The organism is Streptomyces sp. TBY4, assembly GCF_024213195.1.
Taxonomy (GTDB): domain Bacteria; phylum Actinomycetota; class Actinomycetes; order Streptomycetales; family Streptomycetaceae; genus Streptomyces.
Map to the genome: position 1 here is coordinate 253635 of NZ_JANAVF010000005.1, position 12530 is coordinate 266164.

Here is a 12530-nt window from a genome sequence, read left to right on the forward strand (position 1 = left end):
ACCATAGCTCGGTGGCCGACATATGTCGACAGCCGACCTATGACCTCGGCCGACGGCTACGCCCCGGCCTCCCCGAGGGGCCACACGTACGGCCCCTGCGGGTCGTCGAGCCAGGACCACTGCCCCTCGGGGCCGACCGTCACCCCGAAGCGCTCGCGCGCCGGCCGGTCCTCGCGCCGCCACAGGTCCAGCGCCTCCCGCGGGTGCAGGGCGCCCGAGGTGAGCACCAGCATGAACTGGAAGCGCTCGTTCTCCACGAGCTCGTACGGGAGCCCCTGCGGCGTCCCGTACGTGCCCGGCGGCGCGGCCGTGGCCCCGCGCAGCGGCACGAAGTAGGCCGAGGTGTGCAGGAAGCGGCCCTCGGCGAACCCGGCGTCCCGCACCGTGAGCGCGATCAGCCCGGTCGACAGCGGGGCCAGGATCCGGGCCCCGGGCCGGCACTGGCCCAGCCAGGCGGGCGGGATCAGCGGGATCGTGCAGGTCACCAGGATCCGGTCAAAGGGGGCGCGGGCGGGGCAGCCGCGCGCCCCGTCGCCGGTGACGACCGCCGGGTGGTAGCCGAGCCGGGCCAGGTGGGCGCGCGCGGACTCGGTGATCTCCTCGTCCAGGTCCACGGTGGTGACCAGCCCGTCGCCGAGGCGGTGGCACAGCAGGGCGGCGTTGTAGCCGGTGCCCGCGCCGATCTCGAGCACGTTGTCCCCGTCGCGCACGTCCAGGGCCTCCAGCATCTTCGCCATCAGCGAGGGCTGGCTGCTGGAGGAGACCAGTTCGCCGTCGCGCAGCCGGGTGGCGAGCGGGGCGTCGGTGTAGACCCCGCGCAGCCAGCGGGTCCGCTGCCGGGGGTCGGGGTCCTCGCCCCAGAGCCGCTCGTGGCCGGCGCCGCGGCCGGTGTAGTAGTACGGCACGAACACGTGCCGGGGCACGGCGGTGAAGGCCGCCCGCCAGCGCGGATCCTCCAGCGCCCCGGCGGCGGTCAGTTCCCGTACCTGGGCGGCGTGCGCGGTCTCCCGCACGTCGCGGACCTCGGCGTGTGCGCCCATGTCTCCACTGTCCTGCGCGGAACGCCGGCGTGCGACCGCGCTCCGCTCCGGGAGGTGGTCCTAGGACCTGGGTCCTCCGTCCGGGCGTCTGAGACGATGGTCGGGTGAATGAGATTCCGCGGGGCACGGTCCAGGAGCAGACCTTCTACGAACTGGTGGGCGGCGAGGACACCTTCCGCCGTCTGGTCCACCGCTTCTACCAGGGGGTCGCGGAGGACCCGCTGCTGCGTCCGATGTACCCGGAGGGGGACCTCGGTCCGGCCGAGGAGCGGTTCGCGCTGTTCCTGATGCAGTACTGGGGCGGCCCGAACACCTACAGCGAGAACCGCGGCCACCCGCGCCTGCGCATGCGGCACGCGCCGTTCCAGGTGGACGCCGCCGCACACGACGCGTGGCTGGCCCACATGCGGGTGGCGGTGGACGAGCTGGCCCTCGCGCCCGAGCACGAAGCGCAGCTGTGGCGGTACCTGACGTACGCCGCCGCGTCGATGATCAACACCGCGGGCTGACCCGTACGGGATCCCGCGCGGGGGTCCCGTACGGTACGGGCTGCCGGGCTCCGGCTAGACCGGCCGGACGAGCAGGGTGCCGAGGCCGCCGGGGCGGCGCAGGGCCACGGACCCGTACGGGGTGCGCAGCCGCAGCCAGCCGCCGGAGGCGAACAGAGCCACCGGCTCGGGGGCGCCCGGCGGGGTGGGGGCGGCGGGCACGGTGGACCGTACCGGCCGCAGGAAGCCCAGGGACTGCGCGGCGTGCACGGCGCGCAGCGGAAGTTCGGTGTCCCCCAGCGTGCGGGACCAGATCTCGCGGCCGATGCGGTCGCGCTCGGAGCGGGTCCGGTGCTGCGGGGGCAGGGCCTCGTCGCGGGCCCGGAACTCGGCGACGGCGGCCGCCAGGGCCTCGGCCATGGCTTCGGGACCGGGCAGCCCGGCCACCGGGGTCCAGCCGCCGCGGGGCGGCAGCAGGCCCGCCCAGGGCGGTCCGGTGACGGCCGCCGGGACGACGGCGCCGGCCCGCGCCCCCTCGCCCTCGTCCACGGACTCCAGCAGCTCCCCGGCCGAGACGGTCAGGTCGAGCGGAGCGGAGAGGGGCGCCGCGAGCCGCACCGTGCGGACGGCCAGGACGTCGAAGGACGGCGGCCGCCCGAAGACGGCGAGCGCACCGCCGCCGGCCTGCGCCTGCAGGCGGACGGCGGCGGCGCGGTCGTAGTGCACCAGCCGGCCCAGGAAGGCGGCGAGGTCCGCCGCCTCCCCGGAGTCGGCAAAGTGCAGCTGCTGGTTCATGCCGCGATGCCCCCGGCGGGAGCACCGGTCTTCGGCTGCGCCTTCGGCTCGTCCAGGTACTCCTGGAGGAAGAGCCGCTCCTCGGCCGTGATGCGGCGGGGCCGCCCCTCGGCGAGGTTGTAGGGCACGACCACGGTCTCGGCGCGCACGTACACCGTCTCGGGCGCGTCCTCGGTCGCCTCGTCCTTGACCTCGTAGCGGATGGTCAGGGACGCGGCGCCTATCCGGGTCACCCAGGACTCGATGAGCACCGGCTCGTGGCGGTGCACGAGGGGCAGCTTGTAGTCGATCTCGTGACGGGCCACGACGGAACCGCCCGTGAAGGACTCACTGCCCTCCCCCGGCGCGAGGCGGAACATGAAGTCGATCCGCGCCTCCTCCAGATAGCGGAGGAAGACGACGTTGTTGACGTGCCCGAAGGCATCCATGTCCGCCCAGCGGAGGGGGCATCGGTAGTGGTGTCTGGCCATGGCCCGTGTCCTCGGCCCTCAGCCTCGGGTGAGCTTCTTGTAGGTGGCGCGGTGCGGACGGGTCGCGTCCGCGCCGAGCCGCTCGACCTTGTTCTTCTCGTACGACTCGAAGTTGCCCTCGAACCAGTACCACTTGGAGTCACCCTCGTACGCGAGGATGTGCGTGGCCACCCGGTCCAGGAACCAGCGGTCGTGGGAGATGACCACGGCCGCACCCGGGAACTCCAGGAGCGCGTTCTCGAGCGAGGACAGGGTCTCGACGTCGAGGTCGTTGGTGGGCTCGTCGAGGAGCAGCAGGTTGCCGCCCTCCTTGAGCGTCAGCGCCAGGTTCAGGCGGTTGCGCTCACCACCGGAGAGGATGCCGGCGGCCTTCTGCTGGTCCGGACCCTTGAAGCCGAAGGCGCTGACGTACGCGCGCGACGGCATCTCGACCTGGCCGACGTTGATGTAGTCCAGCTCGTCCGACACGACGGCCCAGAGGGACTTCTTGGGGTCGATGTTGGCGCGGCTCTGGTCGACGTACGAGATCTTCACGGTCTCGCCGATCTTGACGGAGCCGGAGTCCGGCGCCTCCAGACCCAGGAGCATCTTGAAGAGCGTGGTCTTGCCGGCGCCGTTCGGGCCGATGATGCCGACGATGCCGTTGCGCGGCAGCGTGAAGGACAGGTCGTCGACCAGGACCTTGTCACCGAACGCCTTGTTGAGGTTGTTGACCTCGACCACGATCGAGCCCAGACGCGGGCCCGGCGGGATCTGGATCTCCTCGAAGTCCAGCTTCCGCATCTTGTCCGCCTCGGCGGCCATCTCCTCGTAGCGGGCGAGGCGGGCCTTGGACTTGGTCTGACGCCCCTTGGCGTTGGACCGCACCCATTCGAGCTCTTCCTTGAGGCGCTTCTGGCGCTTCTCGTCCTTGCGGCCCTCGACCTTGAGACGCGTGGCCTTCTTCTCCAGGTAGGTGGAGTAGTTGCCCTCGTACGGGTGGGCGCGGCCGCGGTCGAGCTCGAGGATCCACTCGGCGACGTTGTTCAGGAAGTACCGGTCGTGGGTCACGGCCACGACGGCACCCTTGTACTGCGAAAGGTGCTGCTCCAGCCAGTTCACCGACTCGGCGTCGAGGTGGTTGGTGGGCTCGTCGAGGAGGAGCAGGTCCGGAGCCTCGATCAGCAGCTTGCAGAGCGCGACGCGGCGCTTCTCGCCACCGGAGAGGTTGGTGACGGGCCAGTCGCCGGGCGGGCAGCCCAGGGCGTCCATGGCCTGCTCGAGCTGGGCGTCGAGGTCCCAGGCGTTGGCGTGGTCCAGGACTTCCTGGAGCTTGCCCATCTCGTCGAGCAGCGCGTCGGTGTAGTCGGTCGCCATTTCCTCGGCGACCTCGTTGAAGCGCTTCAGCTTGGCCATGATGTCGGCCGCGCCGTCCTGGACGTTCTCCAGGACCGTCTTCGACTCGTCGAGCTTGGGCTCCTGCATGAGGATGCCGACGGTGAAGCCGGGAGACAGGTAGGCCTCGCCGTTGGAAGGCTGCTCCAGCCCCGCCATGATCTTGAGGACGGTGGACTTACCGGCACCGTTCGGGCCGACCACACCGATCTTCGCGCCGGGCAGGAAGTTCAGGGTGACGTCATCAAGAATCACCTTGTCGCCGTGCGCCTTGCGCGTCTTGCGCATGGTGTAGATGAACTCAGCCAAGAGAAACCGTCCGGCAGATCGATGGGTGGGCAGATACACCCCATCTTGCCTGACGTCCATCCCCGGGGGGAAACCCGTTCGGCCCCGAAGCCACCCGACCGGGGTCGGTGAAACCGCCCCGAGGCCTTGTGCCGCACGGCAGGATGCCACCGACGAGGGTGCGGCCGGGGGGCTGCGGCCGAGGTGGGGGGACGTATGGACAGCGGACTGATCGCGCTCGGCGCGGCCGTGGTCGGTGTGGCCGGGACCTTGCTGGCGACGGTGCTTTCGCAGCGGATGGTTGCGCGGGTGCAGGCGGCGCAGTTCGAGCGGGAGCAGCGGGTCGCGCAGATCGGGTGGCTCCGGGAGCAGGAGCTGGCCGAGCTGAACCGGCGCCGGGAGAGCTACGCGGCGACGAACGCCGCATACACGCGCTACCGGGTCGTCCTCATGTACTTCCTCTGGCTCGTCCACAAGGCGCAGGTCACCAGCGACGAGCGGGCCGCGCTGGAGGAGGCCCGTCACGCACTCCACGCCGCCTTCGCCGAGGCTCAGATGATTGCTTCACGGGTGGTGCTCGTAGAGCTGGACGTGATGAACCGGGCCCTGTCGGAGACCTACCGCCGGACGCTGCGACTGGACGAAGGTGATCCCGATCCGGATGGATCCTTCGAGGAGATCCACGCCGAGCTCATCGGGCTCGGCGACCGCTGGGAGCGCATGCGGAGCGTGATGCGGACGGATCTGGGCGTGGACGCGCCTGGGGTGGCGGTGGCACCCGCACCCGCCCCCGCCCCCGGACCCGCACCGTCACGGCCCGCGCCCGCGCGCCCGCCCGAGCCCGAGTCCGCGCCCTGACGAGGCTGCCGGAGGCGGCTCAGCGGGGGCGGTACACCGTGAGGGCGTCGGGGAGCTCGTCCAGGACGAGGGCCGCCGGGGCACGGGCGTACTCGCCGTCGTAAGCGAGCGGGGTGCCGGCCGGGATGTCGCCCACGCGCAGGCTGCGCAGCCGGGTGGCGACGTGGACCGGGGAACGGGTCAGCGGGCCCGCGAGGGCGGCGGCGAGCAGTCGGGGGCCGGGGCGGCCGCCCCCGTGGACCAGGCGTACGTCGAGCAGGCCCTCGCCGAGGCTCTTGCGGTAGCGGGGCGCCGGGCCCGTGCCCTGGTAGGTGCCGTTGCCCGCGAAGAGCAGCCAGACGCTGCGCGGCTTCCCGGCGAGCCTGAGCCGGACGGGGCGCTCGGCGCGCAGCACCCGGTACGCCGCCAGCAGGGCGGCGGGGCCGCCGCCGATCCTGGGGGCCCAGCGGAGCCGGTGGCCGAGCAGCTCCGGGTAGGCGCCGATGCTGAAGTTGTTCAGGAAGTACCCGGCCCTGGTGTCCTCGGGGTCCGGGCCGGGCCCCGGGGTGAACCGGCCGACGCCGATGAGCACCGCGTGGCCGGACGCCACGGCCCGGCAGGTGTCCTCCGCGCCGGCGAGGCCGAGGTCGAGCGCGAAGTGGTTGAGCGTGCCGCCGGGGAACACCGCCAGCGGGATCCCGGCGCGCAGCGCGGCGGTGGCCGCCGCGTTGACCGTGCCGTCGCCGCCGCACACGCCGAGGACGGTGGCCCGCTCGGCGGCCGAGGCCAGCTCGGCGGTGAGCCGCGGGCCCTCGCACTCGATGAGCTCGGCCTTCGGCAGCCGCTCCCGCAGTACCTCGAGCCCCGCCGTGGCCGCCGTACCGGACCCGGTGTTGACCACCACCGTGAGCCCGGCCCCGTCGGGCAGCGCGGGCACCCCCTCGGCCGGCCGCTCGTCGCCCGGCGCGATGCGGGCCTCCACGGCGTCCCGGGTGAGGCGGCGCACGACGAATCCGGCCGCCACCCCCAGGGCCGCCCCCGCGAGCACGTCCGAGGGGTAGTGGACCCCGGTGTACACGCGGGAGAAGGCGACGGACACGGCGACCGGGGCCAGCGCGGCGCCCCAGAGCGGGGACTCCAGCGCCACTCCGGCGGTGAAGGCGAAGGCGGAAGCGGAGTGCCCCGAGGGGAAGGAGGTCGTACGCGGCTGGGTGCTGAGCTGCCGCCCGACGGGCACCCCGTCCAGGACCGGCCGGGTCCTGCGCACGGACCACTTGCCGACGGTGTTGATGGTCGCGGAGGCCAGCGCCAGCGACGCGACCCCGCGCACGGCAGCCTTGCGCGCCCCGGCCGAACCGAGGACGGCGATCCCCGCGGCGGCCCCGCCCCACAGCAGCCCGTGGTTCGCGGCCCGGCCGAGCCGCGGCAGCACCCGGTCGGCCCCGGGCCAGTGCCGCCGGGCCACCACGTCGAACAGCCACCGGTCCCCTCGCGCGACCGCACCCCGCCAGGTCAGCTCTTGATCAGACATCCTCTGCCCCTACCCGAACCTCCGGATCCGAACCAGGCACCGCCCGGGCCGGGCCCGGGGAGGGCGGCCGCGCCTACTCCGGGTCCGTCGAACGGTCCGGGGCGGGGCCGTCCTCCAGGGGGCGCTTGCGCAGGAGCAGGACGACCAGGCCGCCCAGGACGACCAGGCCCACCGCCAGGGAGGCGATCACCGGGGTGGCCGCCGAGCTGCCGCTGGCGGCCAGCCGCTCCTCCGAGGTGTCCGGATCCACTGCCGGGGCGGACGCCGACAGCGCGCCCATCGCCGTCAGCTCCCCGCCCGCCGCCGCCCCGTCCGCCGGCTCGGCGACGGGGAGCTTCGGCCACGTCGCCGTCGCCGTGGCCACGGCTGCGGACTCGCTGGAGCCGGCCACGATCTGGACCTGCGTCGGGATCCCGCTGGTGAAGACCCGGCCGACCGGCACGCGGGTGGACCCGCGGAGGGTGACCTCGGCGCTGCCGTCCGGGGTCCCCTCCGGCACCTCGAAGTACAGCTTCCCCCCGTTGACCGCGGTGGTGACCGGCACGCCCTGCGCGTCCACCACCCGCACGCCCATGGCCACGGCCGCCGCGTCCGGGGTCACGCTCACGCTCTGCGCACCCGTCCGCACGGTGACCGGCCCGATCCGGGTGCCGAGCGGCCCCGACACCTCACCGGGATCCACCGCGAGCGACGCCGGCGGTTCGGGCAGCCGGCGCGCCTCCCGCTGGAGGTAGTCGGCCAGCTTCTCCGCCTCCGGGTCGACGGCCTCGACCCGCACGCCCTCGGCCAGCCGCCAGATGGCCACCTGGGTCCCGGCCGCGGCGCTCTCCGCGGTGAGCGCCGCGGCCCCGGCCGCCTTGGCGAGCCCGGCCAGATCGTTGCGCTGGGGGTAGGAGTGCTCCAGTACCCAGCGGATCCGGCCCGCCTCGCCGTTCCCGGCGAGCGGCGTGCCGTTCCATCCGATCTCCGTGAACCGGGCCTGGGGCTGCGCGTCGCCCGCGACGCCGACCCCGTAGGTCTGGAGCATGCCGCCGCCGTCGACCCGCATCTCGTACAGCCCGGCCGGGATCTGCCGCACGGTTCCGTCCGTGCCGCGCAGGACGGCCTGCCCGAAGGTCTTCAGCCCGTCCAGGACGGCGCTGGCTCCCTCCGGCGTCCGGGGTGCGGCCGGGCCGGCGTCGGCGGCCGCCACCGCACCCGGAGCCCCCGCCAGTGCGGCGGCCAGCAGGGCCACCGCGATCGGCCGCCGCACGGAGCCCCGTATGGCCGCCGCGACCGTGGCGCGCCCCGCCGGTGCGCCGCCGGCCTGCGCGGCAGGGGGCAGCGGCGCGACGGCAGGAGCACGGCCAGGAGCGCGGAGAGGAGCGGCGTCAGGAGCGACGTCCGTGGCGGTGGCAGGAGCGGAGGGTGCGGGAACGGCAATCGACACAGTCTTCCCCTTCGGGCCGAAGGCCCAGGTGCCCGTGAGTACCGGGGAATCCTAGCCTCCTCGAACACTCAGACCACCGCCGCCTTCTGAGGACCCATCAGCGGTACGTCCGTCCTGACGACCCGCCGGAAGGCCGCCGTGCCGCGGTTCAGGTCGTGCCCGATGGCGGTGGCGTCGATGTTGGCCGAGAACCACCGGTTGCCCTCCCCGTCGGGCGGGTCCTCCCGCACCCGCAGCCTTCCGTGGACCACCAGCGGTTCGCCGACGGAAACGGATCCGGCGAGGTTCACGGCGAGGCCGCGCCGGGCCCACACGGTGTAGAAGCTGGTGGGCGCGTCCGCCCAGGTCTCCTTCTTCCGGTCGTAGTACCTCGGTGTGACCGCGAAGCGGAACCGGGCCGCCGGACCGCTCGGCGTGTCCTTGTAGTCGATCTGCGTGGCCACGTAGCCCACCAGCGTCACCTGGGTGTCGTTCATCCCGGCCGTCCTCCCCGGGCCCGGCGGCGCGCTCGGCCACGCGCCGCCCCGACCCGCATTCCGTACCCGTCCGGACCATCCGCGCGGGGTACGACCATGCTGGCCCCGGCCGCGGGAACCCGTCGGCGGCTGTGGACTACTGACGGCTTGTGGACAACTTCGCCACCGTCGCGTACTGCTCGCGCACCTCCCGGTAGCGCAGCAGCTCCGCCGCCACCGGCTCCAGCACCCGGGCCCTCCCGCAGCCGGCCGCCGCCTGGCGCAGCCGCCGCTCCGCGTCCTGCCCGTAGCGCCGGGCCGGACCCCGGGCCCCGATCGAGCAGGCCCACTCCACGAGCGGTCCGCCGATGATGCCGGCGACCATCAGCAGGACCGGCGGCATCAGGTCCGGCGGCAGGACCCCGGCGATCTGCCCGACCAGCCACAGTCCGCCGTAGATCTGGAGCAGGGTCATGGCCGCCTGCGCCAGCACCGCCGCCGGCCACCACGAGGGCCGCGGCGGGCGGGCGCTCGGCACCGTGACCGCCGGCCCGAGGGTCACCGCGATCTCGTCCAGGGCCTGGGGGAGCCCTTCGGCGCCGCGGACCGCGGTCTCCCGTACGGCCTGCGCCCAGGGGTCGGGCAGGCCGCGGACCGCCTCGTCGGCGACGGTCCGTACGGCCTGTTCCACCCGCTGGCGGGCCGTCACCTCCTCCTCGACCGGCGGCTCGGGGGCCATGGTGGAACGCCCCATGGCCGCCAGGGCGGCCAGCCCGCCCAGCGAGCGCGGGGCACGCCGGCCCTCGTACCACCGCCACAAGCGCAGCCACGGGGTGCCGCAGGCCTTTCCCGCGTTGCGCCGCCAGGCCCGCTCGGCGGCGAGCCCGGCCGCGTAGGCCCCGACGGCCTCGGCGAGCCGGTCCTCGAACTCGGCGCGCGCGGTCTCCCCGATCTCCGGCCCGGTGTGGCCGTCGGCCACGTAGAGCGGTCGCAGGCGGGCCGCGGCCCGGTCGACATCGGCGGAGATGCGGCGGGTCGCGGCGCCCTTCTCCTGGGTGAACTGTCCGAGCATCTCGCGCAGTTCCCCGACGCCTTCACCCGTAAGGGCGGAAAGTCCGATGACGGTGGCCCCCGGCTCACCGTGTTCGCCGAGGGCGATCCCGTCGTCGTCGAGGAGCCTGCGCAGGTCGTCCAGGACGAGATCGGCGGAGTCCCCGGGCAGCCGGTCCACCTGGTTCAGTACGACGAAGGTCACCTCGGCGTGCCCGGCCAGCGGGCGCAGGTACCGCTCGTGCAGGACGGCGTCCGCGTACTTCTCCGGGTCCACCACCCACACCACCGCGTCGACCAGCGCCAGCACCCGGTCGACGTGGTCGCGGTGGGATCCGACGGCCGAGTCCAGGTCGGGCAGGTCGACGAGGACCATGCCGCGCAGCACCTCGGCCTCAGAGGTCTCCCGGGGGCGGCGGCGCAGCCGTCCGGGGATCTCGAGGCGGTCCAGCAGTCCCGCGGCGCCGTCGGACCAGCTGCACGCGATGGGTGCGGCGGTCGTCGGCCTGCGCAGTCCGGTCTCGGAGATCTGCACTCCGGCGAGTGAGTTGAAGAGAGTGGACTTGCCGCTTCCGGTGGCCCCGGCGATGGCGACGACGGTGTGCTGCGCCGACAGCCCGCGGCGCGCGGCCGCCTCGTCGAGGACGCGTCCGGCTTCGGCGAGGGTCTTTCCGTCGAGGATCCTGGTCCGGGACAGCCCGATGAGCTGGCGCAGTGCGTCGAGGCGGACGCGCAGGGCCTGCGCCTCGGGGCTGAGCGGAGGCGCGGGGGACTTGCCGCCGTCGCTCCCGGCGCCGGAAACCGCCCGTACGAGTGCTTCGTCGCCCTCCTCGCCACCGCTGCCCGGCCAGTCGTCCTCGCTGGCCCGGGGGCGCGAGCGGGCGATCAGTCCGTCGTCCCAGCGGTCGTCGGTCCGGTCGGTCAGGGCGGTCACCGCGTCACCTCTCCTTCTGCAGTACGGACAGCGCGGCGATCAGTTCGGCCTGGGGTTCGGGACTCACTTCGAGCGCTTCGATCGGGGCGAGGCGGCGGTCGCGTTCGGCGCGCAGCACCTGGTCGAGGTGCTCGGCGACGAGCTCGCCGCCCCGGTCGCGCAGGCGTACGGCGGCCTGTACGCCGATCCGCTCGGCGAGCTTCTCCCCGGCCGGGCGGGCCCGCTTGCCGCCGAGGAGGGCCGCGACCAGGAGGGCGGCGACCCCGTCGGGGTCGGGCGAGGGCTGCTTGTCCAGCCCCGCGACCTCTTCCTCGGCGAGTTCCTCCAGCACGCGCCGCCAGCGGCGTACGGCCATGCCGATACGTTCCGCCGCCTCCCGGTCGGGGGCGGGCAGGGACACGGCGCCGGCGGCGGGCTCGCGCCGCCAGGCCTCCGCGATGCGCTCGTCGGCGGCGGCGACGGCGCACTGGAGCAGCGCCGCGAGGGATTCCGCGAGGGAGTCGAGGAGTTCGTCGGCGCTGGTGTCGAGCGGGTAGCCGCGCCAGCGGGTCAGCGCGTCCCCGGCGAGTACGGCGCCCCGGTCCAGGCGGCCCCGGACCCGCTTGCCCTCCCGCTTGTAGGCGTCCTCCACGGCGAAGGTCAGCCGTACGGCGGCGGCGTGCTGGGCCGCGACGGCCGAGGCGAGCTCCGGCATCCGGCGCCCGAGGGAGTCGAGCGCGCCGAGGGCGGTGCGCCCGACAGCGTACTGGCGGGCGGCCGGGTCCTGCGCGTGGTGCGCGAGCCAGGCGAACAGGGGGGCCACGGCGCTGGCGGGCAGCAGCCCGCCCCCGCCGGCCGATTCGGGCAGTTCGGGCACCGTGAACCGGGGCACCTCGCCCAGTCCGGCCCGTGTGAGCAGGGCCCCGTACTGCCGGGAGACCTCGGCGAGCACCTGGTGCGGGACCCGGTCGAGGACGGTGACGAGGGTGGCCTTGTACTGCTTGGCGGTGCGCAGGAGGTGCCAGGGCACGGCGTCGGCGTACCGCGAGGCGGTGGTGACCATCACCCAGACGTCCGCGGCGCAGATGAGCTGGGCGGCGAGCGTCCGGTTGTCGACCACGAGGGAGTCGATGTCGGGGGCGTCGAGGATGGCGAGACCGCGGGGCAGGGTCGAGACGGTCTCGATCCGCACCTCGCGGGTGGCGGACGGGTACCCGTGCCCCTGCTTGCCGCCCGGCCGGTGGGGCTTCCGGGCGGACGCGGGGGTGTCTTCCTCGTCCTGGGGGGCCCAGACCCGCATCAGATCGGGCAGCACCCGCACTCCGGCGAACCAGTGGTGGTCATCCGGATGGCAGACGAGGACGGGGGTGCGCGTCGTGGGCCGGAGCACCCCGGCCTCGCTCACCTGCCGCCCCACGAGGGAGTTGACGAGGGTGGACTTACCGGCCCCGGTGGACCCGCCGACGACGGCGAGCAGCGGCGCCTCCGGCGCCTTCAGCCGGGGTACGAGGTAGTCGTCGAGCTGCGCGAGCAGCTCGGCTCTGGTCTGGCGGGCGCGAGGGGCGCCGGGCAGGGGCAGCGGCAGACGCACGGACGCGACCCGGTCGCGCAGGGCGGACAGGGCATCGAGCAGCTGAGGCCGAACATCCAAGGTCACCACATGCGAAGAATGCCCAATTTAGGAGCATTTTTGAAGCTTATACGTCCTCTGCGCGCCGAGCGCTACTCCAGCGGCACATCACGGACACAGCGGACGAGTGGGGCGCAGGCATAACGAGTGCACAACACCCAGGGCGCCACGGCGCAAAAGCGGTGCGAGAATCGCACCTGCCTGCGATTATCGGGACCGCTTCACCGAAC

Annotated in this window: 11 protein-coding genes; 2 read left to right on the forward strand and 9 right to left on the reverse strand. The window is 73.9% G+C overall.

The annotated features are described in order from the left end of the window. Window positions 1-56: 56 nt before the first annotated feature. Entirely contained in the window at window positions 57-1040 is a 984-nt protein-coding gene (locus NLX94_RS14475) for a methyltransferase domain-containing protein (protein ID WP_254383120.1), read from the reverse strand. Window positions 1041-1144: 104 nt separating this feature from the next. On the opposite strand from NLX94_RS14475, the gene NLX94_RS14480 reads away from it, so the two are divergent. After that, window positions 1145-1549 carry a globin gene (locus NLX94_RS14480; protein ID WP_243334938.1) on the forward strand — a complete coding sequence of 135 codons (405 nt, stop codon included), beginning with the start codon at window positions 1145-1147 and terminating at the stop codon, window positions 1547-1549. A gap of 54 nt (window positions 1550-1603) precedes the next feature. On the opposite strand, the gene NLX94_RS14485 is transcribed toward NLX94_RS14480, so the two are convergent. The 3 genes from NLX94_RS14485 to ettA are packed head-to-tail and all read right to left on the reverse strand — an operon-like array spanning window position 1604 to window position 4476. Continuing rightward, complete coding sequence (locus tag NLX94_RS14485; protein ID WP_254383121.1) at window positions 1604-2323, reverse strand: hypothetical protein; 720 nt, start codon at window positions 2321-2323, stop codon at window positions 1604-1606. After that, window positions 2320-2793, reverse strand: a complete 474-nt coding sequence (locus tag NLX94_RS14490) for a thioesterase family protein (protein ID WP_254383122.1) — start codon at window positions 2791-2793, stop codon at window positions 2320-2322. Before NLX94_RS14490 ends, NLX94_RS14485 begins: the two co-directional genes overlap by 4 nt. Before the next feature lie 18 nt (window positions 2794-2811). Beyond that, window positions 2812-4476, reverse strand: coding sequence for an energy-dependent translational throttle protein EttA (gene ettA / locus NLX94_RS14495; RefSeq protein WP_254383123.1), 1665 nt, complete (start codon window positions 4474-4476; stop codon window positions 2812-2814). Between the two features lie 195 nt (window positions 4477-4671). On the opposite strand from ettA, the gene NLX94_RS14500 reads away from it, so the two are divergent. Next, complete coding sequence (locus tag NLX94_RS14500) at window positions 4672-5313, forward strand: hypothetical protein (RefSeq protein WP_254383124.1); 642 nt, start codon at window positions 4672-4674, stop codon at window positions 5311-5313. Between the two features lie 19 nt (window positions 5314-5332). On the opposite strand, the gene NLX94_RS14505 is transcribed toward NLX94_RS14500, so the two are convergent. From NLX94_RS14505 to NLX94_RS14525, 5 genes are all read right to left on the reverse strand, one after another. Continuing rightward, window positions 5333-6823 carry a bifunctional phosphatase PAP2/diacylglycerol kinase family protein gene (locus NLX94_RS14505; protein ID WP_254383125.1) on the reverse strand — a complete coding sequence of 497 codons (1491 nt, stop codon included), beginning with the start codon at window positions 6821-6823 and terminating at the stop codon, window positions 5333-5335. A gap of 73 nt (window positions 6824-6896) precedes the next feature. After that, window positions 6897-8075, reverse strand: coding sequence for a thioester domain-containing protein (locus NLX94_RS14510; protein ID WP_254383126.1), 1179 nt, complete (start codon window positions 8073-8075; stop codon window positions 6897-6899). Between the two features lie 245 nt (window positions 8076-8320). Further along, window positions 8321-8728 (reverse strand): single-stranded DNA-binding protein, encoded by a 408-nt coding sequence (locus NLX94_RS14515; RefSeq protein WP_254383127.1) that lies wholly within the window; start codon window positions 8726-8728, stop codon window positions 8321-8323. Window positions 8729-8864: 136 nt separating this feature from the next. Continuing rightward, window positions 8865-10691: a GTPase gene (locus tag NLX94_RS14520; protein ID WP_254383128.1), complete on the reverse strand. Its 1827-nt coding sequence runs from the start codon at window positions 10689-10691 to the stop codon at window positions 8865-8867. Window positions 10692-10695: 4 nt separating this feature from the next. After that, window positions 10696-12321: a dynamin family protein gene (locus NLX94_RS14525; RefSeq protein WP_254383129.1), complete on the reverse strand. Its 1626-nt coding sequence runs from the start codon at window positions 12319-12321 to the stop codon at window positions 10696-10698. Window positions 12322-12530 lie beyond the last annotated feature (209 nt).